General features: G+C 75.2%; 25 protein-coding genes. 15 read left to right on the plus strand and 10 right to left on the minus strand.

From position 1 onward, the window contains the following. Nucleotides 1–35: 35 nt before the first annotated feature. Nucleotides 36–971: an alpha/beta hydrolase gene (locus tag AB0Q99_RS19280; protein WP_363573308.1), complete on the plus strand. Its 936-nt coding sequence runs from the start codon at nt 36–38 to the stop codon at nt 969–971. Further along, nucleotides 968–2,254, plus strand: a complete 1,287-nt coding sequence (locus tag AB0Q99_RS19285; protein ID WP_363573310.1) for a PLP-dependent aminotransferase family protein — start codon at nt 968–970, stop codon at nt 2,252–2,254. Before AB0Q99_RS19280 ends, AB0Q99_RS19285 begins: the two co-directional genes overlap by 4 nt. A 120-nt stretch (nt 2,255–2,374) precedes the next feature. On the opposite strand, the gene AB0Q99_RS19290 is transcribed toward AB0Q99_RS19285, so the two are convergent. The 4 genes from AB0Q99_RS19290 to AB0Q99_RS19305 form a co-directional block, all read right to left on the minus strand. Further along, nucleotides 2,375–3,139, minus strand: coding sequence for an ABC transporter permease (locus AB0Q99_RS19290; RefSeq protein WP_363573312.1), 765 nt, complete (start codon nt 3,137–3,139; stop codon nt 2,375–2,377). Between the two features lie 64 nt (nt 3,140–3,203). Further along, nucleotides 3,204–4,178, minus strand: a complete 975-nt coding sequence (locus AB0Q99_RS19295) for an ATP-binding cassette domain-containing protein (RefSeq protein ID WP_363573314.1) — start codon at nt 4,176–4,178, stop codon at nt 3,204–3,206. 194 nt (nt 4,179–4,372) lie between these two features. After that, a complete protein-coding gene (locus tag AB0Q99_RS19300) occupies nt 4,373–5,518 on the minus strand; it encodes a glycosyltransferase (protein ID WP_363573316.1) in 1,146 nt (381 codons plus the stop codon). Continuing rightward, nucleotides 5,515–5,868, minus strand: coding sequence for a hypothetical protein (locus tag AB0Q99_RS19305; RefSeq protein ID WP_363573318.1), 354 nt, complete (start codon nt 5,866–5,868; stop codon nt 5,515–5,517). The genes AB0Q99_RS19300 and AB0Q99_RS19305 overlap by 4 nt, the downstream gene beginning before the upstream one ends. Before the next feature lie 188 nt (nt 5,869–6,056). On the opposite strand from AB0Q99_RS19305, the gene AB0Q99_RS19310 reads away from it, so the two are divergent. The 5 genes from AB0Q99_RS19310 (at nt 6,057) to AB0Q99_RS19330 (ending at nt 10,817) form a co-directional block, all read left to right on the plus strand. After that, entirely contained in the window at nt 6,057–6,989 is a 933-nt protein-coding gene (locus AB0Q99_RS19310; protein ID WP_363573320.1) for a 3-oxoacyl-[acyl-carrier-protein] synthase III C-terminal domain-containing protein, read from the plus strand. Nucleotides 6,990–7,072: 83 nt separating this feature from the next. Further along, a complete protein-coding gene (locus AB0Q99_RS19315; RefSeq protein WP_363573322.1) occupies nt 7,073–7,363 on the plus strand; it encodes a phosphopantetheine-binding protein in 291 nt (96 codons plus the stop codon). A gap of 4 nt (nt 7,364–7,367) precedes the next feature. Next, nucleotides 7,368–8,150 carry a hypothetical protein gene (locus tag AB0Q99_RS19320; protein ID WP_363573324.1) on the plus strand — a complete coding sequence of 261 codons (783 nt, stop codon included), beginning with the start codon at nt 7,368–7,370 and terminating at the stop codon, nt 8,148–8,150. Next, nucleotides 8,147–8,824, plus strand: a complete 678-nt coding sequence (locus AB0Q99_RS19325) for a 4'-phosphopantetheinyl transferase superfamily protein (protein WP_363573326.1) — start codon at nt 8,147–8,149, stop codon at nt 8,822–8,824. Before AB0Q99_RS19320 ends, AB0Q99_RS19325 begins: the two co-directional genes overlap by 4 nt. Before the next feature lie 115 nt (nt 8,825–8,939). Further along, nucleotides 8,940–10,817 (plus strand): condensation domain-containing protein, encoded by a 1,878-nt coding sequence (locus AB0Q99_RS19330; RefSeq protein ID WP_363573328.1) that lies wholly within the window; start codon nt 8,940–8,942, stop codon nt 10,815–10,817. A 120-nt stretch (nt 10,818–10,937) separates the two neighbouring features. Here the strand turns inward: AB0Q99_RS19330 and AB0Q99_RS19335 are convergent, their stop codons facing one another. Both AB0Q99_RS19335 and AB0Q99_RS19340 read right to left on the minus strand, forming a co-directional pair. Beyond that, nucleotides 10,938–11,660: a hypothetical protein gene (locus tag AB0Q99_RS19335; RefSeq protein WP_363573330.1), complete on the minus strand. Its 723-nt coding sequence runs from the start codon at nt 11,658–11,660 to the stop codon at nt 10,938–10,940. Between the two features lie 59 nt (nt 11,661–11,719). Next, a complete protein-coding gene (locus AB0Q99_RS19340) occupies nt 11,720–12,349 on the minus strand; it encodes a sigma-70 family RNA polymerase sigma factor (RefSeq protein WP_363573332.1) in 630 nt (209 codons plus the stop codon). A 228-nt stretch (nt 12,350–12,577) separates the two neighbouring features. On the opposite strand from AB0Q99_RS19340, the gene AB0Q99_RS19345 reads away from it, so the two are divergent. The 5 genes from AB0Q99_RS19345 (at nt 12,578) to AB0Q99_RS19365 (ending at nt 17,143) form a co-directional block, all read left to right on the plus strand. After that, nucleotides 12,578–13,381: an SAM-dependent methyltransferase gene (locus AB0Q99_RS19345; RefSeq protein ID WP_363573334.1), complete on the plus strand. Its 804-nt coding sequence runs from the start codon at nt 12,578–12,580 to the stop codon at nt 13,379–13,381. Between the two features lie 88 nt (nt 13,382–13,469). Beyond that, on the plus strand, nt 13,470–14,489 hold the full coding sequence (gene bla / locus AB0Q99_RS19350) for a class A beta-lactamase (RefSeq protein ID WP_363573336.1): 1,020 nt from the start codon (nt 13,470–13,472) through the stop codon (nt 14,487–14,489). A 139-nt stretch (nt 14,490–14,628) separates the two neighbouring features. Then, nucleotides 14,629–15,516: a hypothetical protein gene (locus AB0Q99_RS19355; RefSeq protein ID WP_363573337.1), complete on the plus strand. Its 888-nt coding sequence runs from the start codon at nt 14,629–14,631 to the stop codon at nt 15,514–15,516. A 78-nt stretch (nt 15,517–15,594) separates the two neighbouring features. Then, nucleotides 15,595–16,413 carry an SDR family NAD(P)-dependent oxidoreductase gene (locus AB0Q99_RS19360; protein WP_363573339.1) on the plus strand — a complete coding sequence of 273 codons (819 nt, stop codon included), beginning with the start codon at nt 15,595–15,597 and terminating at the stop codon, nt 16,411–16,413. A gap of 7 nt (nt 16,414–16,420) precedes the next feature. Next, entirely contained in the window at nt 16,421–17,143 is a 723-nt protein-coding gene (locus AB0Q99_RS19365) for a polysaccharide deacetylase family protein (protein ID WP_363573341.1), read from the plus strand. A gap of 52 nt (nt 17,144–17,195) precedes the next feature. Here AB0Q99_RS19365 and AB0Q99_RS19370 read toward each other — a convergent pair whose 3' ends face one another. The 4 genes from AB0Q99_RS19370 to AB0Q99_RS19385 all read right to left on the minus strand — a co-directional run bounded on the left by AB0Q99_RS19370 (nt 17,196) and on the right by AB0Q99_RS19385 (nt 21,575). Next, nucleotides 17,196–18,146 carry an excalibur calcium-binding domain-containing protein gene (locus AB0Q99_RS19370; protein ID WP_363573343.1) on the minus strand — a complete coding sequence of 317 codons (951 nt, stop codon included), beginning with the start codon at nt 18,144–18,146 and terminating at the stop codon, nt 17,196–17,198. Between the two features lie 166 nt (nt 18,147–18,312). After that, nucleotides 18,313–19,404, minus strand: coding sequence for a hypothetical protein (locus AB0Q99_RS19375; protein ID WP_363573345.1), 1,092 nt, complete (start codon nt 19,402–19,404; stop codon nt 18,313–18,315). Between the two features lie 13 nt (nt 19,405–19,417). Further along, nucleotides 19,418–20,362, minus strand: a complete 945-nt coding sequence (locus AB0Q99_RS19380; protein WP_363573347.1) for an NAD-dependent epimerase/dehydratase family protein — start codon at nt 20,360–20,362, stop codon at nt 19,418–19,420. A gap of 88 nt (nt 20,363–20,450) precedes the next feature. Beyond that, the gene (locus AB0Q99_RS19385) at nt 20,451–21,575 is read right to left on the minus strand and encodes a DegT/DnrJ/EryC1/StrS family aminotransferase (RefSeq protein ID WP_363573349.1); all 1,125 of its coding nucleotides are present in this window, start codon (nt 21,573–21,575) and stop codon (nt 20,451–20,453) included. A gap of 431 nt (nt 21,576–22,006) precedes the next feature. Between AB0Q99_RS19385 and AB0Q99_RS19390 the strand changes: the two genes are divergently transcribed. The 3 genes from AB0Q99_RS19390 to AB0Q99_RS19400 all read left to right on the plus strand — a co-directional run bounded on the left by AB0Q99_RS19390 (nt 22,007) and on the right by AB0Q99_RS19400 (nt 26,598). Then, nucleotides 22,007–24,226, plus strand: a complete 2,220-nt coding sequence (locus AB0Q99_RS19390) for an MMPL family transporter (protein WP_363573351.1) — start codon at nt 22,007–22,009, stop codon at nt 24,224–24,226. Between the two features lie 318 nt (nt 24,227–24,544). Beyond that, on the plus strand, nt 24,545–25,924 hold the full coding sequence (locus tag AB0Q99_RS19395) for a sensor histidine kinase (RefSeq protein WP_363573353.1): 1,380 nt from the start codon (nt 24,545–24,547) through the stop codon (nt 25,922–25,924). Then, the gene (locus tag AB0Q99_RS19400; RefSeq protein WP_363573355.1) at nt 25,921–26,598 is read left to right on the plus strand and encodes a response regulator transcription factor; all 678 of its coding nucleotides are present in this window, start codon (nt 25,921–25,923) and stop codon (nt 26,596–26,598) included. The genes AB0Q99_RS19395 and AB0Q99_RS19400 overlap by 4 nt, the downstream gene beginning before the upstream one ends. The last annotated feature ends 182 nt before the right edge of the window (nt 26,599–26,780 follow it).

Consider the following 26,780-nt stretch of genomic DNA (forward strand, 5'->3'; position numbering starts at 1 on the left):
CCGCCGAACCCCGCCGCCCCAGAACGGGACCACCCATGCCCCTGCACCCCCAGGCCGAGGCCCTGCGCGCCCGCCGCGCGAGCAGCGGCGCCCCGCCGCTCTACACCCTCACCCCGGCCGAGGCCCGCGCCGCCGACCTCGCCGACATCCGCGCCGCGGCCGGCACCCCAGAACCGGTCGCCGCCGTCGAGGACCACCGCATCGACGGCCCCGGCGGCGAACTCGCCCTGCGGCTCTACCGGCCCGAACCGCCCGGCCGCCGACTGCCCGCCCTGCTCTACCTGTTCGGCGGCGGCTGGACCCTCGGCTCACCCGACACCAGCGACGCGATCTGCCGCCGGCTCACCAACGCCGTCGGCTGCGTCACCGCCTCCGTCGGCTACCGCCTGGCCCCCGAACACCCCTTCCCCGCGGCCCTGCACGACTGCCGCGCCGCCCTCGTCCGACTCGTCGAACGGGCCGAGGAGTTCGGCCTCGACCCGGACCGCCTGGCCGTCGGCGGCGACAGCGCCGGCGGCAACCTCACCGCCGCCCTGACCCTCCTGCTGCGCGCCGAGGGCGGCCCCGCCCTGCGCCACCAGCTGCTCGTCTACCCCAACACCGACCACGGCGCCGACACCCCCTCGCTGCGCGAACACGACGACCCGCTGTTCTTCAACCGCCGCTCGGTGGCCTGGTACTGGGGCCACTACCTGGCCGACCCGGCCGACGGCGCCGACCCGTACGCCTCCCCGCTGCGCGCCGCCACCCTGGCCGGCCTGCCGCCCGCGACCGTCCTCACCGCCGAGTACGACCCGCTGCGCGACGAGGGCGAACAGTACGCCGAGGCGCTGCGCGCGGCCGGGGTCCCGGTGGAACTGCGCCGCTACCCGGGCGTGCCGCACGGCTTCTTCGCGATGACCGGCACCCTGGACGCCGCCGCCGAGGCCCAGGCGTACGCCGCCGGGCGCCTGCGGGAGGCCCTGCGGTGAAGCTCCCGCTGGAAGACCTGCACGCCTCCCTGGCCGACCCGCTGCTGGACGCGATGACCTTCCTCAACGAGGTCACCACCCGCTACCCCGACGCCGTCTCCTTCGCCCCCGGCCGCCCGTACGAGGGCTTCTTCGAACCCGAGGACGTCCCGGCCCACCTGGACCGCTTCCTCGCCCACCTCGCCGACCGCGGCCTCGACCGGGACGCCGTGCGCACCGCGCTGTTCCAGTACGGCCCGACCAAGGGCATCATCGCCGACCTGGTCGCCCGCACCCTCGCCAACGACGAGGGCCTGACCGTCGCCCCCGAGTCCCTGGTGATCACCGTCGGCGCCCAGGAGGGCATGCTGCTCACCCTGCGCGCGCTCTGCGCCGGCCCGGACGACGTCCTGCTGGTCAGCTCTCCCTGCTACGTCGGCGTCACCGGCGCCGCCCGGCTGCTCGACCTGACCACCCGGCCGGTCCCCGAGGGCCCGGACGGCGGCCCCGACCCGGAGGCCGTGCGCGCCGCGGCCCGGGCCGTCCGCGCCGAGGGCCGCCGCCCGCGCGCCCTCTACGTCGTCCCGGACTTCGCCAACCCCTCGGGCACCAGCATGCCGGTCGACGCCCGCACCCGGCTGCTGGCGGCGGCCGCCGAGGAGGGCGTGCTCCTCATCGAGGACAACCCGTACGGCTTCTTCGCCCGCACCCCGGGCCTGCGGCCCACCCTCAAGGCGCTGGACGGTCGCGGCCGGGTGGTCTACCTGGGCTCCTTCGCCAAGACCTGCTTCCCCGGCGCCCGGCTCGGCTACGTCGTCGCCGACCAGGAGGTGGCGGGGCCCGGCGGGCGCCGCAGCCTGCTCGCCGACGAGCTGGCCAAGCTGAAGGGCATGACGACGGTCAACACGCCCGCGCTCAGCCAGGCCGTCATCGGCGGCATGCTGCTGGCGCACGACTGCCGCCTGCGCGCCGCCAACGCCCGTGCCACGGCCCACTACGCGGCCGGCATGGACACCCTGCTGCGGGAGCTCGACCGGCACTTCCCGGCCTCCGATCGGCGCCGCCTGGGCGTCTCCTGGAACCGGCCGGACGGCGGCTTCTTCGCCGTGCTGACGGTGCCCTTCACCGCCGACGACACGGCCATGGAGCGCTGCGCCCGCGACTACGGGGTGCTGTGGACGCCGATGGCGCCGTTCTACCCGGCGGGCGGCGGCGAGCACCGGCTGCGGCTCTCGGTCAGCTCGCTGACGCAGGCCCGGATCATCGACGGGGTGGCCAAGCTGGCGGCCTTCATCACCTCCTGAAGGTCCGTTCGCGCACGCCGACGGGGCCCGGCTCGTGACGAGCCGGGCCCCGCTGCCGTACCCCTTTTCCGTGCCCTTTCTCCGTGCCCCTTTTTCCGTTCCCCTCGGCCGTGGTGCCGCTCAGCGCACCCGGGTGGAGAACAGCCGGGCCGACCAGTACACCGCCAGGACGGTCATCACCACGACCACCAGCAGTCCCTGCCAGACCACGTCGTCCCCGGCGTGCCCGGAGAACAGCGCGCGCATGCCCTCCACCGCCCAGTAGAAGGGGTTCCACTTGGCGAGGTCCTGCAGCCAGCCCGGCGCCAGGGTGAGCGGCAGCAGCACCCCGGACAGCAGCGCGATCGGCTGCGCGAGGGTGTTCACGACCGGCGCCATCGCCGCGTCGGCCGGCACCATCAGCGCGATGCCGAAGGAGATCGCCGAGGTCATCAGGGCCAGCAGGCCGAGCAGCAGGTAGGCGAGCAGCAGGTTCAGCGGGCTCACCCGCAGCCCGAACGGCAGCGCGATCAGCGTGATCAGGACGGCCTGCACCAGCAGCGCCACCATCTCCCGCAGCGCCCGTCCGAGCAGCAGCGCCAGCCGGCTCACCGGGGTCACCCGGGAGCGCTCGATGATCCCGGCCTTGAGCTCGCCGAGCAGGCTGAAGCCGGTGTACAGCCCGCCGAAGATGCACAGCACCGCCAACAGGCCCGGTACGTAGACCTGGTAGGCGTCGGCGTAGCTGCTCGCGCCCTCGGGGGCGAGCACCTTCTTCAGCAGCGGGGCGAACAGCAGCAGGTAGAACAGGGGCTGGATGATGCCGACGGCGATCCAGACCGGGGTGCGGATCATCAGCAGCAGCTGGCGCTGGAAGACCAGCCAGGTGTCGCGGGCGAGCTTCACGGTCTCCCCAGGGGGTCGTACGGGTCCATGTGGTGGCAGCGGTTCATCGGGTGTCGGCGCCGGGTCAGGACTGCCGCAGCGAGCGCCCGGTGCGGGCCAGGAACACGTCGTCCAGGCTGGGGCGTTGGAGCTGGACGGTGCCGGGCGTCACGCCCGCCGCGTCCAGCGCGCGGAGCAGCTGCGGGATGGCGGCGGCGCCGTCCTCCAGGTACAGCCGCAGCCCCTCGTCCCCGTCGGCCTCCAGGCGGTGCAGGTACGGCTGCGGGCGCAGTACCTCGGCCGCCCGTTCGGCGGCGCCCTCCCCGGCGTCCAGGCCGACCAGGACGACGTCACCGGAGATCTCGCGCTTGAGCGCCTCGGGCGTGCCCTCGGCCACCACCTGGCCGTGGTCGACGATGGCGACCCGGTCGCAGAGCGCGTCGGCCTCGTCCAGGTAGTGCGTGGTGACCACGACGGTCATGCCCTCGGTGCGCAGCCGGCGGATCTCCTCCCAGACGTGGGCCCGGCTGGCCGGGTCCAGCCCGACCGTCGGCTCGTCCAGGAACAGCACCCGGGGCTGGTGGATCACCCCGAGCGCGATGTCCACCCGGCGGCGCTGGCCACCGGAGTAGGTGACGCACGGCCGGTCGCCGAACTCGCCCAGGTCGAAGGCCTTGAGCGCGTCCGCGGCGGCCGACACGGCCCGGCTCTTGGCCGCGCCGTGCATCCGGGCCTGCAGCACCAGCTCCTCGCGGGCGCTGACGTTGTCGGTGGTGCCGCCGCCCTGGGCGACGTAGCCGATCCGGCGGCGGACTCCGGCCGGGTCGGTGAACAGGTCGGCCCCGGCGATCTCGGCCCGTCCGCCGTCGGGGCGGATGAGGGTGGCCAGCATGCGCAGGGTGGTGGTCTTCCCGGCGCCGTTGGGGCCGAGGAAGCCGTAGATCTCGCCGGCGGCGACCGACAGGTCGATGCCGCGGACGGCGTCGACGGTCTGGCTGTCGCCGCCGCGGCGGGAGGTCTTCTTGCGGTAGGACTTGCGCAGTCCCGTGGTCTCGATCAACCGGAACTCCCGGACGGGGTGGGCTGCACGGCACCTGGGAAGGCGGTGCTCGGCACCTGCGGAGGGCGGTGCTGCTGCGACACCCTAGGGCGAACCCCGGTCCGGAAACAATGGCCTAGACCAATGGACGTGCGATCTCCGGTTCTGCTAAGGGCACTTCCGCGCCGGAGGGCCGGGCGAGTGCTTCCGGAGCGTCAGACGAGCGCCGCCAGTCGGTCCGCGGCCGCCGCCGCACCGCCCCCGGCCAGCAGCTCCCGCCCGACCCGAACCGCCCGGTCCCGGTACTCCGTCGTCCCGAGGACCGCCCGCAGCGCGTCCGCCAGCCGCTCCGGGGTGACCCGGGCGAACGGCACCCGCAGCCCGGCCCCGGCCGCCGCCACCTGGGCGGCGACGAACGGCTGGTCGTGCCGGATCGGCGCGGTGACCAGCGGCAGGCCGTGCGCGAGCGCCTCGCCCACGGTGTTCATCCCGCCGTGGCACAGCACCGCGTCCAGCTCGCCGCGCGCCATCAGCTCCAGCACCGGTGCCCGGTCCACCGCGACCGCGTGCGCCGGGAGCCCGGGCAGCAGTTCGCGCGGCGCCGCGAACACCGGCTGCACGGCCTCGCCGCACAGCTCCAGCGCCCGTACGGTGCGGGCCAGGAAGTCCGCGCCCAGCTCCCCGGCCAGCGTCCCCATGGTGACCAGCACCCGGCGCCGGCCCGGCCGCAGCCGCTCCCACGGGAACTCCGGATCGTGCGGCCGGGCCGCGAGCACCGGCCCGACGGCCGCGTGGTGCGGGGGCGGGGCGGAGCCGGTCAGCGCCGGACCGGTGGTCGTCAGCACCAGCGCGGGGGAGAACCGCGGGTCCAGGTACTCCGCCTCGGGCAGCCGTGCGCGCTCCCACAGCCCGCGCAGCAGCCCGGTCATCCACGCCTCGACCTGCGGCAACGCGCGGTACGGGCGTCCCAGTTCCATCGCCCCGGGCGCGAAGCTCGCCCACGGCAGGCCGTGCCGGTGTGCGACGAGCGCGCCCGCCGGGGTGTGCTGGTCGACCAGCAGCACGTCCGGCCGGTACTCCCGCACGGCCGTGTCCAGCGGCTTCGCGGTGAACCGCGCGTACGGCACGATGAAGCCCTCCCAGAGCGAGCGCAGCGCGGCCAGCCCGTGCCCGCCCTGGGCCCGGAACGCCCGGGTGCCGGTGCCGAGGACGTGCGCGCCGGGGCCGAGCAGCGGCCGCAGCACCGACTCCGTGCCGGTCCAGGCGACGTCGTGGCCGCGCGCGGCCAGTTCGGCGGCGATGCCCGCGGCCGGGTTGACGTGTCCGGTCAACGGGGGCATCACCAACAGGAACCGGGTCATCGGGCATCCTCCTCGGGGAGCAGTCGCCGCAGGTCGGCGACGGTCAGCGCCTCCAGCGCGGCCAGGTCCAGCCCGGCGCGCAGTGCCGCCAGGTCGGCGGCCGGGCCGAAGCGCTCGCGCAGGAGCGCGGCCAGCGCGGCGAGTTCGGTCTCGTCCAGCAGCAGGTCGCCGTCCAGGCGGGCGGTTGGTGTGACCCGGGCGGCCCAGCCGGGCGGCGCGCCGGCCACCTCGACGAGGAGCGCGACCAGCCGGGGGTCCGACGACCCGGCGGCGTCCGGGGAGCCCGCAGGGTCCGGGGAGTCGGCGGCGTCCAACGGATCCACGGAGGACGGTGGTTCGGTTCGCGACATGAGAGATATCCCACCTGCTCGACGGCACGGGGTGAACGCGGCGGCACCGGGCGCGGTTGACGGCTTCCAGGGCGCGGCCACGACGGCGGAGGGCCCGGCGGCCCGGCGTCGCACCCCCGTGGACGGGAGTCCGAGGACGGGCCCGAGATCACTTGTGCGACCCGGCGGGCGTCGGAATACTAGCCCGCGTGACCGCACTGGAGGCAGTGGCCGTCCACCTCCCCCCACACGCCGTGCCCATCGAGGCGGTGGGCGAGCGCATCGGCCTGACCCCACGTCAACTCCGTCTCTTCCGCCGCTTCCACGGCCTGGACCAGCTACGTCTGGATCCGGCCGGGACGCTGCCCGACCTGCTCGAAGCCGCCCTGGACGACCTGCCGGAGCTGCGCGGACGCGAACGCGACATCCGTTTCGTGATCCACGCCCGCAGCATGCCGGTGGCGGTGCCCCACCCGCTCAACCCGCTGCACGACCTGCTCGCCGCCCGCGGGCTCGGGCACGCCAACGCCTTCACGGTGACCCACCACGCCTGCGCGGTGGGCCTGCTGGCGATCGACCTGGCCGGCCGGCTGCTCGCCTCCGAACCCGACCCGGCGGCGCTCGCGCTGGTCCTGGCGGGGGAGAAGACCTTCACCAAGGACGCCCAAGTGGTGCCCGAGACCGGCATCTTCGCCGAGGGCGCGGCCGCCTGCCTGGTCAGCGCCGGAGGCGAGAGCCACCGGGTGCTGTCCTTCGAGGTGCGCCAGCGCCCGGAGTTCGACGGCCGGCTGGCCGAGGACCCGGACCTGCTCGCCCGCTACCAGCGGGAGTACCCGAACGTGATGGTCGAGGCGATCGAGGCCGCCCTCGACCGGGCCGGTCTGGACCTCTCCGACCTGGCCGCGATCCTTCCGCACAACGTCAACCAGGCGTCCTGGCGGATGATCGCACGCCGCATCGGCTTTCCGATCGACAAAGTCGTGCTGGACAACGTGCGGTCGGTCGGGCACAGTTTCGCTGCAGACAGCCTCATCAATCTCCACACCGCCACCACGCGGGGGCTGCTCCGCCGCGGTGACCACTACCTGATCGCCGCCGCCGGCGTCGGAGCCACCTTCTCCGCGATGGCCGTGCGGTACTGACGACCGGTCGGACATCCGGGATCGTCGGCCACTCCTCGAAGCCCTCAGGGCGCACTTCCCACGTACGACGGGACGGTACCCCCATGTCAGAACCCGTGGTCCAGACCACTGACCCCGAGCTGCGCGAGCGGATCCTGCACGGCATCGGTGAACTCCTGCCGCGCGTCCTCAAGCGCGAACTGCCCGAGATCCCGCAGGACGCCTGCCTCTTCGACGACCTCGGCCTCACCTCCGCCGGCACCATCGAGCTCATCCTGGAGCTGGAGGAGTCGCTGGACATCCAGGTCGACGTCGAGCAGATCACCGAGGACGACCTGCGCTCGGTCACCAGGCTCGCCGACTACGTCGCCGGGCACGTCATCCCCGAGGACTGACCGGGTGACCCCCGGCCCCTCCGGCCTGCGGATCACCCGGGCGCTCGCCCGCCGCTTCGACGGCCGCTCGGAGACCTCGCTCGACCCGGACCTGCGGGTGTTCGTCTCCGACCTGGTCCGCCCCTACGGCCTGCCGCTGCGCGAGGACCTGCTACGCGAGGGCGTCGGCCACTCCTACGAGGAGCTGGCCGCCGGACTGCTGCGCGAGGCGCTCGCCGAGGACGAACCGGTGGACCTGCTGATCCTCGCCTTCGACACCCCGGACGTGCGCCCCGGCGCGCCGTCCTCGCTCGCGCTCAGCCGGTCCGTCCCGGGCAGCCCGCTCGCCTTCGCGATCTGCGACCAGGGCACCGCGGCGGCGTTCACCGCCCTGCGGCTGGCCGCCGACCACCATCGCACCGGCGGCTGCCGCCGGGCCGTGATCGTGCTCGCCGAGCAGACCGCGCTGCACTACGAGCCGTCGGAGCCGGTCCCGCTGCCGGAGCGGCACGCGGTGGTGGTGCTGGTCTGCGAGGAGGCGCCGGGGGCCGGACTGGCCGTCCGGCAGGTCACCGGCAGCGGGTCGCCGGAGGAGGCGGTCCGGGTCCGGGCCGAGGAGCTGGGGCCCGGGGTGGAGGTCGTGCTCGGCGGCGGCTTCGACGCCGAGGACTTACCGGCCCAGCCGTTCACCGGCCTCTGGGCCCGGCTGGCCGAGCACCTGCCGCAGTGGCGGAAGGGGGAGCGGCCCGTCCTGCTCGCCGGGTACGACCGGCGGCTCGGGGTGCTCAGCACGCTGACCCTGCCATGACCGGGGTCGCGTTCTGGCTCATCCGGACCGACCGGTCCGCGGACGTCGTCGCCGCGCTGCGGCGGCTGCTCGACGGGCAGGAGCGCGCCCGGACCGCCGGCGCGGACCCCGGGCAGCGCGACCGCTTCACCGTGGTGCGCGGCGCCGTGCGGCAGCTGGTCGGCGCCCGGCTCGGGCTGCCCCCGGCCGAGGTCGTCTGGCGGTACGGGCCGAACGGGAAGCCCGAGGCCGCCGACGCCGGCGGGCTGCGGGTGAACTGGTCGGCCGCCGGCCCGCTCGCCGTGCTGGCCCTCGCCGAGGGGCGGGCGGTCGGCGTCGACGTCGAGCGGCTCCACGAGGCCCGGACGGCCGAGCGGATGGCCGCCCGCTGGCTCCCGTTCGAGGAGGCGCGCGCCGTCGCCGAGCCCGCCGATCCGGCCGAGCGGGCGGCCCGCTTCACCGCGCTCTGGTGCCGCCGCGAGGCCTGCGTGAAGGCGTACGGCGGACGGCTGACGCAGTCCTTCGGCGTGTCCGTGTGCGGCCCGTCGCCGGTGCTGGTGACCGACCCGGGCGGGCTCGGCACGGGGCCGGCCCGGCTCTGCGACGTACCCGTTCCCGGGCCGTTCCGGGCTGCCGTGGCGGCCCTCGGCGAGCCGCCGGTCCATGTCGACGTGTCGGTGTGGCAGCCGGTCTGACGGCTCCTCGAATCCGGCCCCGGTTTGGTCTGGACCAGCCTGGAGATCCGCTGGTAGCGTCCCGGCCACGCCCCCCTCCTGAGCCCCTCCCGGCGAGCCGAAAGGCGCGTACGACGTGACTCCGCACGACCTGATTTCCCGCGAGGCGGCTCCGGACGGGGCGACCCCGCACCCGGCAGGCCCGCACCCGGTGGCTCCGCGTCCAGCGGCTCCGCACCCGGCAGCTCCGGACGACCCGAGAGCGGCCGACCGGCGGGTCACCGTCCGCTTCGCCGCCGCGAGCAGCGGCACCGGCCCGCTCACCCGCGGGCAGGACAACATGATCCGCTGCATCCGGAGCGACGCCCCGGAACAGATCAACAAGGACTCCGTCTGGCCGGTGCCGCCCGGCACCTCGGTCCCGGCCGGCCTGGTCGCCCTGCGGCTGCTGGTCGAGCGGCACGAGTCACTGCGGACCTCCTTCCCGCCCGGCCCCGGCCCGGACGGCTTCCCGGACCGCCAAGTGGTCCACCCCAGCGGCCGGTTCACCGTGACGGTGGTCGAGGCGGACGACCGGATCGGCCCGGACGGACAGGTCGGTCGGAGCAGCCAGGACAGCCAGGACCAGGACGGCGATGACGACAGCCGGCTGGACGCGCTGGTCGCCCGGTTGGGCCGCGCCGACCTAGCCGTCCCGCTGGACCTGGCGGCGGCGCCCCGCATCCGGTTCACCCTGGTCGCCCGGGGCGAGCGGCTGCTCCGGCTGGTCGCCGTGGTCTGCCACGCGGGCGCCGACGGCGCCGCCACCGCCGTGCTGATCCAGGACTGGTACGCCCTCGCGGCCGGGAAGGAGCTGCCCCCGGTCGTCGCGCCGACGCCGCTGCGGCTCGCGGCCGGGGAGCAGAGCGCGCACGGCCGGCGCAAGGCGGCCGCCGGTCTGCGGCACTGGGCGCGGGTGCTGGGCAGCGGCCCGCAGACCGTGTTCGCCGACGCCCGGATCACCGGCCCGCCGCGCGACCACACCGCGCTGCTGGTGCGCTCGCGGGGGGCGGCCGACCACCTCGCCGCCGTCTGCCGCCGGGTCGGCGCCAGCCCGTCCGTGGTCCTGCTCGCCGCCTTCGCGGCACTGGTCGCCCACCGCTCGGGCCGCCGGGGCGAGTTGGTGATGTCGGCGCTCTCCGCCAACCGGCACCAGGCCGAGCTGATCGACCACGTCGGCACGCTCGCGCAGGACGCGCTGATCCTGCTGGACACCGACGCGGCCGACCTCGACCAGCTGATCGGCCGGGCCAAGGCGGCCTCGCTGAAGGCCTATTGGCACAGCATCCTGGACGCCGAGCAGGTCTGGCAGCTGGTCGAGGACGTCGCGCACCGGCGCGGTGCCCGGTTCGCCCGCCAGGTCGTCGTCAACGACCTGAGCCTCACCATCCCGCCCGCCGTCGCCGACGCCCAGGCGCCGCCGTCCGGCGAGCCCGAACTGACCCGGATGCCCAGCCCGCCGCTGCCGGTCCGGCTCATGCTCGCCATCCTGCGGATCACCGGCAGCCTGGACTTCGTCCTCGTCGCCTGCCCCCAGGTGCTCGACCCCGAGGAGACCGAGGGCTTCGCCGGGGCCCTGCTCGCCGTGCTGGAGGCCGCCGCCGAAGGCCCGGTGCTGCTGGCCGACCTGCCCGCCGTGCTCGGCCCGCCGGCTGACGAACGGGGAGACCGGTGGCGACTGGTCGACGGTTCGTGGGTCGACCTCGACGCCGTCGAAGCCCTGCTGGAATCCTCCCTCGGCCCGCATCGACTGGTGTTCTCCGACGGCGAGTTGGTGGCCGAGATCGAGACCGTCGATCCGGCGTTCGACCCGGCCGCCGCCCACCGGGCGGTCGTCGCCGCCCTTCCCGGCCGCGACACCGCGATGGCGCCGCACCGCTACGTCGTCCGTCGCGCGACGCCGGACGGCGAGGAGGTCGAGGCCGGCAGCGGTCGGGACCCGGAGATCGTCGCCCGGCTGTCCGCGCTCACCTGAAGGAATGATCGCGGGCGGCCGGGGCCGGCTCACTCCAACGAGTCCCCGCCGCCCGCCCCGGCGATCGCGTGCCGTTCCCCCGGCGGGTCGGCCGGCCCGCCGTTCACCCCGGCCCGCCGTTCACCCCGGCGCGTCCGCCCCGTCCTCGCCGAGCCCCCAGGGGAGGTCCCACGAGCACACGGAGGTCGCCCCGGAGGTGAGCCCCCACGGGCTCGGGACCTCCTGCGCGTCGTCGTCGCCCTGCAGCGGCAGCCGGTCGATCACCGCGACCAGGGCGGGCGGCAGCTGCGGCGCCAGCCCCCGGTGCACCCGGGACAGGATGTCGCGCCGCACGTCCTCCGGCAGCAGCGGTCGGCTCATCCGCAAGGGCCGTGGCCCGGGTGGGCGTTCGGCCGTGGACAGCTGGTCCGACCAGGCCCGCCAGTAGTCCGCGTCGTCGGTCTCGCCGAGCATCAGGTGGTGCAGGTGCAGGCAGTACGCGGCCGTCCCGCTGCCGGAACCGGCCGCGAACCGCCACCAGAACTCGGCGCCCTCCTCCTTGCCGGTGGCGTAGAGCAGCGCGCCGAACACCTCCGCCCCCTCCGGCTGGATCCGGCGCGCGTTCACCAGCAGGTCGAGTCCCCGCGAGGCGTCCGGCGCGCCCAGCACCAGGGCGACCACCAGGCCCAGTTCGAAGGAGGCCTGCTCGTACTCCGAGGGCAGGTGGGTCGGCGCGGCCGTCAGCCGGGCCTGGCGCACCGCCGCGATCCGCTCGGCGTGGGCGCGTTCGGCCCGGGGCACGTGGAACACCGCGGGCCCCCCGTCCGCCACCCACGCCCCGTCCGCCGCCCATGCCCCGTCCATCGTTCACACTCCGTCCGTCGTCGATGCCTCGCCCGTCGGCCCGACCGTCCGTCGATCCGTCACGCATCACCTGCACGGTCCGGGAGTTCGCCCACCCCGAGCCGGCGCGCCAGCCGTTCGCGGGCGTGCCGCAGATTGGAGTGCACCGTCGCCACCGGCCGGCCCAGGTAGGCTGCGATCACCTTGGGATGCAGGCCCAGCAGGTAGCGCAGGATCACCACGTCCCTTTGCCGGTCCGGCAGTTCGAGGATCGCCGCGTACAGCCGCACCTCGTCCGCCTCGCTGCGCAGCAGGCCCTTCGCCACCTGCTTGAACGCGCCGATCACCGCGGCGAAGGTGACCGCCTCCACCTCCACCGGCTCCTCGGCGGCGACCCAGTCCGAGACGTGCCGGTTCGTCAACCGCCAGGCGTACGCGGCCGGTTCCTCGAACCGCAGGACCTGGGGCCAGCAGCGGGCGAGGTCGGCCTTCACCGCCTCGACCACCAATGCGGCGTCGGCGTGGCTGCCTATCCTGGTCAACGCGAGGGCGTGCCAGGCGGGTTCATGGGTCTCGCAGAACGCGGCGTAGGTGAGGTCCAGCCGGAGGCCGAGGTCCCCGGCCGTCCGCTCCGGCAGGGCCCCGCCGGTGCAGTCCACTGCCGTCCCACCCTGGTACCCGCGCGCCGGGGCACCCCTGTCGATCGTCATCGAGCCTGCTTTCCGCGGCCGTCGGCTGCTCGCCGGGCCATCCGAGGGTCGGCCTGTCCGTGGCCATCCTCATTCCATCAGGCCTGTCACTCCAGGCTGCAAAGCGAACACAGATTGTCATCTCATGTGATCTGTCGACCGTGGGAATCGCTCCGGCCGCGATTGGTTCCCGGATAGCGTGGGCAGCAATTCGATCGGTTGCGAGCGAGGTACCGAGGGGGAAACGCGATGGGTCTCTACGACGGGGTGGATCTGCGGCTGAACGTGCCGCACTCGGCCAGGATGTACGACTACTTCCTCGGCGGCTTCACCAACTTCGCCGCCGACCGCGAGGCCGCCGGGCACGCCCTCGCCGTCGCGCCCTGGCTGCGCACCGGGGCCCGGGTCAACCGCTCCTTCATGCACCGCTCGACCCGCGCCCTCGCCGAGGCCGGCTTCGACCAGTTCCTCGACATCGGCACCGGGATCCCCACCTCGCCCAACCTCCACGAGATCGCCCAGCGGGTCCGCCCGGACGCCCGCGTCGTCTACGCCGACAACGACCCGATCGTCCTCTCGCACGCCCAGGCGCTGCTCACCGGCACCCCGGAGGGCCGCACCGCCTACGTCGAGGCCGACGTCACCGACGTCACCCGCCTGCTCGCCGCCCCCGGGCTGCGCGACACCATCGACCTCGGCCGCCCGGTCGCGCTCTCCCTCAACGCCCTGCTCCACTTCGTCCCCGACGCGCGCGGCGCCTACGAGCTCGTCGAGCACCTGAAATCCGTCCTGGCCCCCGGCAGCGCGCTGGTGATGACCCACGTCACCCCCGACTTCGCGCCCGAGGACATCACCAACCTGGTCCGCATCTACGAGTCCGCCGGCACCGCCGTCCAGGCCCGTACCCGCTCCGAGTTCGCCCGCTTCTTCGACGGCTGGACCCTCCGCGCCCCGGGCGTCGTCCCCACCCCCCGGTGGCGCCCGTCGGCGGACGAGCCCGTGGTCCCCGCCGCGGAGGCCTCGGCCTACGCGGCGGTGGCCATCCGGCCCTGATCGACCGCCGACGAACCAATCGCTGCCCCGGCTGCGTCCTGTGATCGAGAAGGCGGTTCGCGCCGCGACATTCGAACAAAGGGGCACCATGGACTCGCAGCCTTCGGAAACCCGGCACAGTCGCCGTACGGTCCTCGGCCTCGGCCTCGGGGCGGCCGTCACAGCCGCAGCCAGCGGACCGGCGCCCGCGGCGTCCCGGCCCGGAACGGCCGGCGGCTCCGGGGCGGGAACGGCCGACGGTTCCGGGGCCGGGAGCCCCGACGTTTCCGGGTCGGGGGCGCCCGGCGGCTCCGGGCCCGACGACGCCGACCTTCACCGCCGGCTCGCCGCCCTCGAACAGGAACACTCCGCCCGGCTCGGCGTCCACGCCCGGAACCTCACCACCGGCCGGACCGTCCGCTACCGCGCGGACGAACTGTTCCCGATCTGCTCGGTCTTCAAGACCGTCGCCGTCGCCGCCGTCCTGCGCGACCTCGACCGCGACGGCGCGTTCCTCGCCCGGCGGATCCGGTACGGCCGGGCCGACCTCGACCGGGCCGGCGGCGCGCCGATCACCGGCAAGCCCGAGAACCTGGCGAACGGCATGACCGTCGCCGACCTCTGCGCGGCCGCCATCGACCACAGCGACAACGCCGCGGCCAACCTGCTGCTCCGCGAACTCGGCGGGCCGACGGCCGTCACCCGCTTCTGCCGCTCGATCGGCGACCGCGTCACCCGCCTCGACCGCTGGGAGCCCGAACTCAACTCGGCCGAGCCCGACCGGATCACCGACACCACCAGTCCGCAGGCCATCGCCGGCAGCTACACCCGCCTCGTCCTCGGTGACGCCCTCCCGGCCGCCGGGCGCGAGCAGCTCACCGCCTGGCTGCGGGCCAACACCACCAGCACCCACCGCTTCCGCGAGGGCCTCCCGCCGGACTGGACCCTCGCCGACAAGACCGGCACCGGCAGCCACGGCACCACCAACGACGTCGGCATCGCCTGGACCCCGGCCGGAGCCCCGATCGTGCTCGCCGTCCTCACCACCAAGCCCGCGGACGCCGCCGCCCCGAAGGACGAACCCCTGGTCGCCGCGGCCGCCGCGCTGCTCGCCCCCGTCCTCGGGTGACCCCGCGCCCGGCGCGCCCCTCCCGCCCCACCTCGGCGTCCGCGCCTCGCCCCCGCGTCCCCGCCCCACCCGTGCGTCCCCGCCACCCCGGGCACAGACTGGTGGTGGACCGCTGCTGCCCCGCGACGCTGGGAGACGCATGCTGCTGGGACTGACCACCGCGCTGGTCGCGACCGTCTGCTTCGGCTTCGGGGCGGTCTTCCAGGCGCGCGGGGCACGGTCGGCCCCGCGCGCCGACCGGGTGCGGGCGGGGCTGCTGGCCGCGCTGGCGCGGTCGTGGCAGTTCCTGGTCGGGACGCTGCTGGACATCGCCGGCTTCGTGCTGAGCATCGTCGCCCTGCGCAGCCTCCCGCTGTTCCTGGTGCAGGCCGTCACCAACGCCGGCCTGGCCGTCACCGCCCTGGCCGCCGTCTGGCTGCTGGGCGCGCACCTCCACCGGGCGGACGTCGCGGGCATCCTCGCCGTGGTCGTCGGCCTGACCCTGCTCGCGGTCGGCTCCGGCCACGAGGGACGGAACCACGCCCCGGCCGCCTTCCACTGGACGCTGCTCGCCGTCACCGTCGTCATGCTGCTCGCCACCCTCGTCCTGGTGCGCCGGGACGGCACCGCGGCCGCCGCCGGGCTGGGCCTGCTGGCCGGGGTCGGCTTCGGGGTGACCAGCCTCGCGGTGCGCGTGCTGGACGCCTCCGGCCCGCTCGCGGTCCTCGCCGACCCGGCCGCCTACGCCCTGGTCGTCGGCGGCCTCGGCGGCTACCTCGCGTACGCGCTGGCCCTGCAGCGCGGCACGGTGACGGCCGCGACCGCCGCCGGGACGGTGGTCGAGACCTTCGGCCCGGCCCTGGTCGGCGTGCTGGCGCTCGGCGACGCCGCCCGTCCCGGGTTGGAGTGGTGCGCACTGACCGGCTTCGCGGTGGCGGTGGGCGGCACCTTCCTCCTCTCCCGGTTCGGTGAACCCGAAGGCGGGCCGGCCGAGCCGGCCGCCCCGCACCCGGACGCCGACGCGGAGCCCGCCGTGCCGCCCCGGTAGCCCGCGCGGCCCCGCCGTGCGAAGGTGACTTGCCGGACAAAACGGACGGCGACACGGCCTCAGAGCGGCAGGTGCGCGATGGCGGAGGAACCCCGATCGGACTCGGATCCCCGGTCGGAACCCGACCCCCGATCCCGGCGGTCGGCGCCGACCGGCCGACCCGTCGCGCTGATCACCGGCGGTTCCTCCGGCATCGGCCTCGCCACCGCCACCCGACTGGCCGAGGCCGGCTGGCGGACCCTGCTCTCCGGCACCGACCGCGCCCGCCTCGACGAGGCCGCCGACCGCACCGGCGGCCTGGCCCTGCCCGAGGACCTGAGCAAACCGGACGGCCCGCGCCGCCTCGCCGAGGCCGCCCTGGCCGAGGCCGGCCGGGTGGACGCCCTGATCGCGAGCGCCGGACTCGGCTGGCGCGGGCCCTTCGCGGACACCCCCTCCGACACCCTGGACCGGATGATCGAGGTCAACCTCGCCGCCCCGCTGCGGCTGGTCCGCCTCCTGCTGCCCGGCATGCTGGAGCGCCGCCACGGCCGGATCGTGCTGCTCGGCTCGATGGCCGGCCAGGTCGGCGTGCGCAACGAGTCGGGCTACGCCGCCACCAAGGGCGGGCTGGCGATGTTCGCGGAGAGCCTCTGGTACGAGCTCCGCGGCACCGGGGTCGGGGTGCGCCTGGTGCTCCCGGGCGCGGTCGACACCCCGTTCTTCGACCGGCGGGGCACGCCGTACCACCGGGAACGGCCGCGCCCCGTCTCGGCGGAACGGGTCGCGGACACCGTGGTCGCCACCATCACCACCGAACGCGACCACCTCTACGTGCCGCACTGGCTCGGCTTCCCGGCCCGCATCCACGGCGTCGCGCCGGGCGTGTTCCGCCGGATGGCCTCCCGCTTCGGGTGAGCCCGCGGTGACCGTCGCGACCAGGGCCCTCGCCGCCGCGGCCGCCGTGGAGTTCCTGCACCTCGCCCCCGCCGCCGTCCGCCTCCCGCCGCTGCGCCGCACCCTGTTCCGGCGCACCGCCGGCCACGGCACCGCCCCCGGCCACGTCGCCCTGACCTTCGACGACGGCCCCGACCCGGGCAGCACCCCGTACGTCCTCGACGCGCTGGACGAACTCGGCGCCCGGGCCACCTTCTTCCTGCTCGGCTCGATGCTGGAACGCGCCCCCGCGCTCGGCCACGAGCTGGTGCGGCGCGGCCACGAGGTCGCCGTGCACGGCTGGCACCACCGGCCGCAGTGGTACCCGGCCCCCGCCCGCGACCTGCGCGAACTGCGCCGCGCCACCGGGGCGGTGACCGAACTCTGCGGAGCCCGTCCGCTCTGGTACCGCCCGCCGTACGGCGTCCTGACCGCCGGGCCCGCCCTGGCCGCCCGCCGGCTCGGCCTGCGCAGCGTGCTGTGGACCGCCTGGGGCCGGGACTGGACCGCGGACGCCACCGGTGCCTCCGTCCACGCGACCGCCCGCCCCGGCCTGACCGGCGGCGCGACCCTCCTCCTCCACGATTCCGACTGCACCTCCGCCCCCGGCTCCTGGCGGGCCACCCTCGCCGCCCTGCCGCTGATCGCCGCGCACTGCCGCGACCACGGCCTCACCCTCGGCCCCCTGCGCGACCACGCGGTGCCGTCCTGAGCGGAGCGGGCGCGGGGCGGGTGCGGCGGCCGGTCCGTCGGGGGCGGAAGGCTCAACGCTCGCAGGCGACACCGTCGTTGTCGCGGTCCAGACCGGCCCGATAGCCCGGGTCGCCCCGGTGCAGCGGGGCCTTGCCGGCGGCCTTCGCGTCGGCGCAGTTCTTGAAGTAGACGCTGCCGCCCCCGCCGTCACCACCCCCGGACGTGCTACCGCCGGACGCACTGCCCGAGGTGCCGCCGGAGGTGCCGCCGCTCGTTCCGCCGGTGCTGCCGCCGGAGGTCCCGCCCGAGGTGCCGGTCCCGCCCGAGGTGCCGGTCCCGCCCGAGGTGGCGCTGCCGCCGGAAGTGCCCTGGTGGCCCTGGCCGGCCGGGTCGTTCCGCTGGTCCGCGTAGAGGGCCTGCTGCTGGTCTGCCGGGCAGGTGGCCCCCGGCCGCACCAGTCGCAGGGTCGCTTCGGCGCCCGGGTTCAGCGGGCTGCCCGGCGGGACTTCGTTCGCGCAGGCGATCCAGGCCCCGTGGTCGGCCGGGAGCGGGAGGTCCTGGTAGCGGCTCGCCTCGTGGACCCGATCGGTCGTCAGGCCGGCGGCGACCAGCAGGGCGCGCGCCTCGATGGCGGTGTGCCCGCCGACCTCGGGCATGACGCTCTGACGCGGCGTCTCCGTCGCCACCGGCGCGGGGGTCGCGCCCGGGGTATCGGTGGGTGTGGGCGTGGGCGCGGGCGCGGGAGTCGCCGCCGCGGCCGTCGTCGGTGCCGCCGCCGGAGCCGCGACCGGCTGGTCCTTCTTCGGCGGCCCGGTCATGACGCCGATCCAGTAGAAGGTCCCGAGCACGCAGAAGACGGTCAGCGCCACCTTGGCGGCGATGTGGAGACGGCGGGAGCGCCAGAGCCACACCGCGGCGACCGGCGGGACGAACAGCAGGGCGGCGGCGCGGACGAGCCGGTTGGCGGGCGTCCGGGGAGGGAACGCAGGCGTCGCGGACGGGCGGAACGAATCGTGCGTCAAGTGCTGCTTCCTTCAACAGGTGCGGGAGTCCCCGGCGAACGCGGCGCCACAGGGCGTCGCCGAGTGTAAAGGATTTGCATAGGGACGGTAAGTGGCGGGTAGCGGTCCGTTTCGTCGGCTCCCCTTTCCGCGCACCGTTCCCGCCCCCGCTCCCGGGCGGATCCCGCTACCCCAGCCCGACCCGCCGCAGTGCCTCCCCGAAGCCCGTCCGCCAGCCCTCCGGCGTGGCCCCGGGCGAGGGGTCGGGGGAGGGGCGCTTCAGTGCCGCGAGGGCGTTGCGCACGACCTCGGCCGGCCGGGCGGAGGTGACGTCGGCGTGGCCGAGTTCGAGCTCGTGCTGGAGGTTGTCGCGTCCGTGGCCCTGGACGACGTCGAGCAGCAGCAGCCGCCGGCCGAGCGCGCGGGCCTCGCTGCAGGTGTCGCCGGAGCTGGTGACGACGAGGTCGGCGGCGGTCATCAGTGCGGGGACCCGGTCGGTGTAGCCGAACGGGTGCAGCCGGGGTTCCCGGCGCGCGACGGTGCGCAGGCGGCGTTCGAGTTCCCGGTTGCGCCCGGCCACCGCGAGCACGTGCGGCCCGGCGGCGGCCAGCGAGGCCGCGGCCCGGGCGAGCGGACCGAGTCCCCAGGAGCCCGACATCAGCAGCACGCACGGGGCGTCCGCCGGCACGCCCAGCCCGGCCCGGGCCTCGGCCCGTTCCGGTGGGTGGTAGAACGGCCGCCGCAACGGCGCGGGCACGACGACGATGTCGGCGTCCGGCCGGTAACGCCGCACCGCGCAGGCGGCGACCTCGGAGGTGACCAGGTACAGGTCGGTCCCCTCCTGCACCCAGAGCCGGTGCGGCGTCACGTCGGTGCAGAACACGAAGTGCCGGAACTCCCGCCCCTGCCCCCATCCCTGGAGGCGGTTGACCGCCGAGGTCGCGGTCGCGAACACCGAGACCACCAGCTGCGGCCGCTGCGCCTCGACCAGCGCGCGCAGCGCCGGGACCAGCCGGGCGCGGGCCGCCGCGTCGGCGAGCAGCGCGATCCGGGCGCCCGGCCGCAGCGCCGAGAAGTGGAAGGCGTCGTACACCCCGGGCAGGGCGAGCAGCCGGCGGAAGACCGCTTCCCCGGCCGCGCCGGAGCGTTCGCCGAGCAGGGCCATCGCGTCGACGGTGGTGGTGGTCCAGCCGCGCTCCCGCAGGGTGTCCGCGCAGGCCTGGGCCATCACGTCGTGGCCCTGGCCGAGCGAGCCGGAGATCAGCAGGGCGTGCGGCATCGGGCGGCTCCGGTCAGCTGCCCGCGGACGCGCCGGTGGCGGTCCGGTACCAGTCGGCGTACCGCCGCACGCCCTCCGCGAAGTTGGTCTGCGGCGACCAGCCGAGCAGTCGTTTGGCCTGGGCGGAGGAGATCCGCCGCCCGGTGTAGTCGGCCTTCCGGCCGCCGATGTGCTCGATGCTGACCGGCCCGAGCAGGTCGTCGACGGTGTCGGCGATGTCGCGCACCGAGACGGCCGTGGACCCTTCCAGGGCGAAGGTCTGGTCCTCGGCGGCGGGGGACAGGGCCCGGACGTGGGCGTCGGCGAGGTCCTCGACGTAGACGAAGTTGCGGCTCTGCCGCCCGTCGCCGGCGATGGTGATCGGCCGCCCGGCCAGCGCGGCCTGGACGAACCGGGCGACGACCAGTTCGTCGCGCATCCGGGGCCCGTACGGGATGCCGTAACGCAGGATGGTGAAGTGCTGCCCGTACAGCTCGCGGTAGCTGTGCACCAGCATCTCGGCGGCGAGCTTGGTGGCCACGTAGAGGTGGCCGCTGTGCTCCAGCTCGATCGGCACGTGCTCGTCCAACTCCTGTTCCTCGCCGCCGAGTTGCTCGCCGGCGAGGGCGGCGCCGTAGACCCAGACGGTGCTCGCGAGCACCGTCCGGCTGAGGCCGCTGCGCCGGGCGGCCTCCAGGACGGCCTCGGTGCCGTCGATGTTCGCCCGCACGGCCCGGACCGGGTCGGCGGAGACCTGCTCGACGTCGGCCATCGCGGCGAGGTGGTAGACCACTTCGCTGCCCGCCAGCGCGGAGGTCAGGGCCTTCAGATCGAGGACGTCGATCCGCGCGTGCTCGGCGTCGGGGTTGAGGTACTTGTCGGTGGTGTCCACCGCGAGGACCTCGTGGCCGGCCGCGATCAGGTGGTCCACGACGTGTGAGCCGATGAATCCGCAGCCCCCGGTGACGGCTATCCGCACGTTCTTGCTCCCTTCGCTCTCTTCCGGCTCTTCCGGCGCTTCCGGTTGGTCCGGTTGGTCCGGCCGTCCGGCTCTTCCCGCTGTCCGGTCATCCGGCCAGCCGCCGGTGCACCGCCGAGACGGCCTCGATGACCTGCTCCGTCTCGTCCTCCGTCATGTCGGAGTGCACCGGCAGGCAGACCTGCCGGGCGCAGACGTCCTCGGCGGCCGGCAGCGCCTCGCGCCGGTACGGGGCGAACACCGGCTGCAGGTGCAGCGGCAGGTCGTAGACCTCGCCGGACAGCCGGACGCCGTGCTCCTCGGCGACCGCCCGTTTGAACGCCGCGCGGTCCGTGCCGGGCGGCAGCAGCGCCACGTACTTGTAGTAGTTGCCGCGGCAGCCGGGCGGTTCGAGCACCGGCTCCAGGCCGTCCAGTCCGGCCAGCGCCGCGTCGTAGCGGCGGGCGACGGCCCGGCGGGTCTCGATGAACTCCTTGAGCCGGCGCAGGTGCACCGCGCCGACCGCCGCGTGCAGCTCGCTCATCCGCCAGGAGTAGCCGAGCAGCACGTGGTGGTTGGTGGTGAAGGAGCCCTTGCCCTGGTCCCGGTAGATCCGGGCCTCGTCGCGCAGGTCCGGCGACTCGGTGAGGATCATGCCGCCCTCGCCGCTGGTGGTGACCTTGGTCGGGTAGAAGGAGAACGCCCCGGCCAGGCCGAAGGTCCCGGCGGCCCGCCCGCCGACGCTGCTGCCGTGGGCGTGGGCGGCGTCCTCGACCAGCGGGATGCCGTGCCGGTCGCAGAGCGCCCGCAGGGCGTCGACCTGCGGGGTGACCAGCCCGCCGATGTGGACCAGGACGACGGCGGCGGTGTCCGGGGTGAGGGCCGCCGCGAGCGTCTCGGGGGAGAGCGCGAGGGTGGCCGGGTCGACGTCGGCGAACACCGGGCGGCCGCCCGCGTGGACCACCGCGCCGGCGGTCGCGTAGAAGGTGACGGCGGGGACGACCACGTCGCGGCCCCGGACGTCGACGGTGCGCAGGATCACCTCCAGCGCGGCCGTGCCGCTGCTCACCGCGACGGCGTGCGAGGCGCCGTGCTCGGCGGCGAAGGCCTGCTCGAAGCGCTCGGTCCACGGACCGAGGGTGAGGGCGCCGGTGGTGAGCATCCCGGTCACCGCCTCGGCGACGGCCGCGCGGTCGCTCTCGTCGAACACGATGCGGGCGGCTGGAACGCCCATGGGGCACCTCCGGCGGCGGGCTGCGCGAGCAGCACCGATCGGATCGGATCCTCCCGAACCGCACGAAAAGCGGTCGGGTCAGGCACATCACGCTACTTCGCCCGGCCGGGCCACGGCCCGTCGTCGCCGCCCGCACGGGTGACCCGGCCGCTTCCTCCGCAGGTAGGAGGGCCGCTCCCGATGCCGGGCGTGCGCTCCTCCGTCCGGGGGAGGGCCGTACTGCGTCCGCAGTACGTGAACGGCCTGCGCCCGGACGACGACGGAGCGGGGGTCGGCGATCAAGGATTGGTCACGCTGCGGCGGACCGCGTCCCGAGGGGGCGTAGGGCCCGCCGCGGCGCGTCCCGTACCGCGATGACCGCATCCGCAACCGCATCCATATCCGCATCCGTATCCGTATGTGCATCCGCATCCGAAGGAGTCCGCTCTCCCGTGGCCACGTTCCTCTACCGCCTGGGCCGATGGGCCTTCGTCCGGCGCCGGCTGGTGACCTTCCTCTGGATCGCCGTGCTGGCGGTCGGCGGAGTCCTGGCGGCCAAGGCGCCCGCCGCCCCCGACGACGGCTTCGCGATGCCCGGCACGGAGGCGCAGAAGGCCTTCGACCTGATGAACGAGCGCTTCCCCGGCGGGCACGCCGACGGCGCCTCGGCCCGGCTGGTGTTCGTCGCCCCCTCCGGGGAGAAGATCACCGCCGGGGCCGGCCGGGAGGCGGTCGAGCGGACGCTCGGCGAGCTCGACCACGCCGAGCAGGTCACCGCGGCGGTCGACCCGTTCCGGGCCGGTGCCGTCTCCAAGGACGGCACCACCGCCTACGCGACGGTGAGCTACTCCGCCAAGGCGGGCGAGCTCTCCAAGGGCGCCACCGACGCCCTGGAGCAGGCCGCCCAGCACGGCCGTGACGCCGGGCTGAAGGTCGAGGTCGGCGGCAACGCGCTGATGGCCAAGCCCGGCGCGGGCGGCAGCAGCGAGGCGATCGGCATGGCGCTGTCCGCCGTCGTCCTGGTGATCACCTTCGGCTCGCTGCTCGCGGCCGGCCTGCCGCTGCTCACCGCGGTGGTCGGCGTCGGCCTCGGCATGGCGCTGATCACCGCGCTCGGCAGCACCCTCGGCCTGTCCGGCACCACCGGCACGCTCGCCATGATGCTCGGCCTCGCCGTCGGCATCGACTACGCGGTGTTCATCGTCTCCCGCTACCGGGCCGAGCTCACCGAGGGCCGCACGCCGCAGGAGGCGGCCGGCCGGGCCGTCGGCACCGCCGGGTCCGCCGTGGTGTTCGCCGGTCTCACCGTGGTGATCGCCCTCGCCGGACTCTCCGTGGTCGGCATCCCGGTCCTGGCCACGATGGGCCTGGCCGCCGCCGGCACGGTCGTCATCGCCGTGCTGGTCGCGCTCACCCTGGTCCCGGCGCTGCTCGGCTTCCTCGGCCGCAAGGTGCTGCCGCGCAAGGCCCGCAAGGCCGACAAGGCCGGCAAGGCCACCGACGGCACCACGCGTGCGGCGGCGAAGGAGAACGGCGGCGCCCGCTGGGCCCGGTTCGTGCTGCGCCGCCCGCTCGCGGTGCTGCTCGGCGGCGTGATCGGCCTCGGGGTGCTCGCGGCCCCCGCGCTGGACCTCCGGCTCGGCCTGCCCGGTGACGAGGCCAAGCCCACCTCCACCACCCAGCGCCGCGCCTACGACCTGCTCTCCGAGGGCTTCGGCCCCGGCTTCAACGGCCCGCTGACCGTCCTGGTGGACGCCAAGGGCGTCGCCGACCCGAAGGCGGCGGCGGACCAGGTGTCCAAGAAGGTCGCCGGCCTGCCGGGCGTCGTCACCGTGGCACCGGCGATGTTCAACCAGGCGGGCGACACGGCGCTGCTCACCGCGATCCCGGCGACCGGCCCGAGCGAGGCCGAGACCAAGGACATCGTGCACGCCATCCGCGGTGACGCGGCCGCCCTGAAGTCGGCCACCGGCGCGACGGTCCTGGTCAGCGGCACGACGGCGATGAACATCGACGTCTCGCAGAAGCTCACGGACGCGCTGCTGCCCTACCTCGCCCTGGTGGTCGGCCTCGCCGTCCTGCTGCTGCTGGTGGTCTTCCGCTCGGTGCTCGTCCCGCTGAAGGCGGCGCTCGGCTTCCTGCTCTCGGTGGCCGCCGCCCTCGGCGCCGTGGTCGCGGTCTTCCAGTGGGGCTGGCTGGCCGACCTGATCGGGGTGGAGCAGACCGGCCCGGTGATGAGCATGATGCCGATCTTCATGATCGGTGTGGTCTTCGGTCTCGCGATGGACTACGAGGTGTTCCTGGTCACCCGGATCCGGGAGGGCTTCGTCCACGGCGAGCAGCCCGACGAGGCGATCGTCACCGGATTCCGGCACAACGCCCGGGTGGTCACCGCCGCCGCCTTCATCATGATCGCCGTCTTCGCGGGGTTCATCGGGATGAGCGAGCCGATGATCAAGATGATGGGCCTGGGGCTCGCCACGGCCGTCGCCTTCGACGCCTTCATCGTCCGGATGACCATCGTCCCGGCCGTCCTCGCCCTGCTCGGCCGCCGCGCCTGGTGGCTGCCGCGCCGGCTGGACCGGCTGGTGCCGGACGTGGACGTCGAGGGCAGCAAACTGCAACCCCCCGCCCCCGAACCGGCCCCGGCCCGGGAGTCGGTCACCGTCTGACCGGGCCCCGCGGACGGGGGTGCCCGCCGGGGTCCGGTCCGCCGGACCCCGGCCGGGCCCGCCGGAGCGGCCCGGCCCGGCAGCGGGCGCGGACCCCGGTTCGAGCCCGTGCCGTTACCGTTGCTGTCGGGGCCGCCGCCCGCGCGGAGGCCCCCCGACCCGGCCCGCCGCCCCCACCGGAGGCGGCGCGGCACGAACTGGCGGAGCCCGGCGAGGGTGCGGCCAGGGCACCCCGACCCCCAGGGCACCCCGACCCCCAGGGCACCCCGACCCCCAGGGCACCCCGACCCCCAGGGCCCCGACCCGGAGAGCACGACCATGACCGACACCTGGCAGCGCCTGCGCCGCGACCACCCCCGGCTGCTCGACGCCGCCGGCGGAGCGGCGATGATCACGGTCACCGCGCTCGGGGCCACCATCGACCAGGCCGGCGGCCGCCTCACCCGGTTCGACCCGACCACCGGCGTCATCGCGCTGGTCTCCGCCGCCGCCGTGTTCGCGCACCGCCGCCACCCGCGCGCGGTGGTCGCCGTCACGTTGGTCTGCACGATGGCGCTCGCCTGGGCCAGCCCCCGGCTCACCCCCACGCTGGCCACCCCGCTGCTGCTCGCGCTCTACTTCCTCGCCGTGCGCACCGACCGCGCCACCGCGCTGCGCGCCTCGATCACCACCGCCGTCCTGCTCACCGGCATCTCCCTGCTGTTCGGCCCCGGCGGCCCGGTCGGCGAACGCATCGGCGTCCTCGCCTGGGCCCTGCTGCCCGGCGCCATCGGCGACTCCATCCGCAACCGCCGCGCCCACCTCGCGGCCATCGAGGAACGCGCCGAACGCGCCGAACGCACCCGCGAGGAGGAGGCTCGCCGCCGGGTCTCCGACGAGCGGATCCGGATCGCCCGCGACCTGCACGACGTGGTCGCCCACCACATCGCCCTCGCCAACGCCCAGGCCGGCATCGCCGTGCACCTGATGGACAACCACCCCGTCCAGGCCCGCGAGGTGCTCAGCCACATCACCGACGCGACCGGCTCGGCCCTGCAGGAACTGCGCGCCACCGTCGGCCTGCTCCGCCGGGTGGAGGAGCCCGCCCCACTCGAACCCACCCCGGGCCTCGACCGGCTGCCCGAGCTGATCGGCTCCTTCGAGCGGGCCGGACTGCCGGTGCGGCTCACCGTCAGGGGCGAGCCCCGGCCGCTGTCGCCCGGGGTCGACCTCACCGCCTTCCGGATCGTCCAGGAGTCGCTGACCAACGTCGCCAAGCACGCGCACGGAGCCGACGCCGAGGTCACCCTCGCCTACCGCGGCAGCCGGGTCGCGGTCAGCGTCGCCAACGGCCGCCCGACCGCGACCGGGCGCCCCCGCGCCGCGCTGCTGCCCCGGCCCGCCCCGGGCGAGAGCGGCTTCGGCCTGATCGGCATGCGCGAGCGGGCCGGCGCGGTCGGCGGCCGGCTCAGCGCCGACCCTCGGCCCGACGGCGGCTACCTGGTCACCGCCGAACTGCCGCTGCGCACCGGCGCCCGGGACGACGGACCCGCCCGCACCGGCGCGCTCGGCGGGCCCGGGGCCGGGGGGCGGGATCACGCCGTTCCGGGCGCCGGCACCACACCCCCCGGCGGGCCCCGCGCCGCCCGTCCCCACGACGCCGACCGTGCCCATCACGCCGAACGTACCCATGACACCAAAGGGCAGGACCACGCATGACGATCCGGGTACTGCTCGCCGACGACCAGGCCCTGCTGCGCGGCGCCTTCCGGATGCTGATCGACGCGGAGGAGGACATGGAGGTGGTCGGCGAGGCCGCCGACGGCCGCGAGGCCGTCGAACTCGCCCGGGCCACCAGACCCGACATCGTCCTGATGGACATCCGGATGCCCGGCGCCGACGGCCTCGGCGCCACCGCCGCGATCTGCGGTGACGAGGAGCTGTCCGGCACCCGGGTGCTCATCCTCACCACCTTCGAGATCGACGAGTACGTGGCCCAGGCGCTGCGCGCGGGCGCCGGCGGCTTCCTCGGCAAGGGCGCCGACCCGAAGGAACTGCTCGCCGCCGTCCGCACCGTGGCGGCCGGTGACGCCCTGCTCTCGCCCGCCGCCACTCGGGCCGTGATCGACCGGCTGCTGGCCCAGCCCGACCGGGGCACCGGCGGTCCGGCGAGCGAGCGGCTGGCCGTCCTCACCGCCCGCGAGCGCGAGGTGATGTCGATGGCCGCCACCGGCCTCACCAACGAGGAGATCGCGGAGCGGATGTTCGTCAGCCCCTTCACCGTCCGCACCCACGTGCACCGGGCGATGGCCAAGCTCGACGCCCGCGACCGCGCCCAACTCGTCGCGATCGCCTACCAGTCCGGCCTGGTCCCGCCCGGCCGCCCGTCCTGATCGTGACGCCCGGAACGGAACGGAGCGGGCGGTTCCGGGTCCGGTCCCGCCCGGTCCGGCCGACTCGCGTCATTTGAGCCGGTTGCGGACTGAGTGCTCGTCACATTTCCACCGTGGAAACCGATCGCGTTCCCGGCCTGGCCGAAAACCGCCTCCGAACTGGTGTATCGGCGAGTAGTCTG

It is taken from the genome of Kitasatospora sp. NPDC086791 (assembly GCF_040685975.1).
In the GTDB taxonomy this organism is placed as follows: domain Bacteria; phylum Actinomycetota; class Actinomycetes; order Streptomycetales; family Streptomycetaceae; genus Kitasatospora.

What these genes read in the sequence shown, in the direction of transcription:
- AB0Q99_RS19345 (WP_363573334.1), top strand. Translation starts at nt 12,578, where the DNA reads ATGGGTCTCTACGACGGGGTGGATCTGCGGCTGAACGTGCCGCACTCG.
- AB0Q99_RS19315 (WP_363573322.1), top strand. Translation starts at nt 7,073, where the DNA reads ATGTCAGAACCCGTGGTCCAGACCACTGACCCCGAGCTGCGCGAGCGG.
- AB0Q99_RS19355 (WP_363573337.1), top strand. Translation starts at nt 14,629, where the DNA reads ATGCTGCTGGGACTGACCACCGCGCTGGTCGCGACCGTCTGCTTCGGC.
- AB0Q99_RS19375 (WP_363573345.1), bottom strand. Translation starts at nt 19,404, where the DNA reads ATGCCGCACGCCCTGCTGATCTCCGGCTCGCTCGGCCAGGGCCACGAC.
- bla (WP_363573336.1), top strand. Translation starts at nt 13,470, where the DNA reads ATGGACTCGCAGCCTTCGGAAACCCGGCACAGTCGCCGTACGGTCCTC.
- AB0Q99_RS19325 (WP_363573326.1), top strand. Translation starts at nt 8,147, where the DNA reads ATGACCGGGGTCGCGTTCTGGCTCATCCGGACCGACCGGTCCGCGGAC.
- AB0Q99_RS19305 (WP_363573318.1), bottom strand. Translation starts at nt 5,868, where the DNA reads ATGTCGCGAACCGAACCACCGTCCTCCGTGGATCCGTTGGACGCCGCC.
- AB0Q99_RS19300 (WP_363573316.1), bottom strand. Translation starts at nt 5,518, where the DNA reads ATGACCCGGTTCCTGTTGGTGATGCCCCCGTTGACCGGACACGTCAAC.
- AB0Q99_RS19400 (WP_363573355.1), top strand. Translation starts at nt 25,921, where the DNA reads ATGACGATCCGGGTACTGCTCGCCGACGACCAGGCCCTGCTGCGCGGC.
- AB0Q99_RS19360 (WP_363573339.1), top strand. Translation starts at nt 15,595, where the DNA reads ATGGCGGAGGAACCCCGATCGGACTCGGATCCCCGGTCGGAACCCGAC.
- AB0Q99_RS19340 (WP_363573332.1), bottom strand. Translation starts at nt 12,349, where the DNA reads ATGACGATCGACAGGGGTGCCCCGGCGCGCGGGTACCAGGGTGGGACG.
- AB0Q99_RS19280 (WP_363573308.1), top strand. Translation starts at nt 36, where the DNA reads ATGCCCCTGCACCCCCAGGCCGAGGCCCTGCGCGCCCGCCGCGCGAGC.
- AB0Q99_RS19395 (WP_363573353.1), top strand. Translation starts at nt 24,545, where the DNA reads ATGACCGACACCTGGCAGCGCCTGCGCCGCGACCACCCCCGGCTGCTC.
- AB0Q99_RS19385 (WP_363573349.1), bottom strand. Translation starts at nt 21,575, where the DNA reads ATGGGCGTTCCAGCCGCCCGCATCGTGTTCGACGAGAGCGACCGCGCG.
- AB0Q99_RS19335 (WP_363573330.1), bottom strand. Translation starts at nt 11,660, where the DNA reads ATGGACGGGGCATGGGCGGCGGACGGGGCGTGGGTGGCGGACGGGGGG.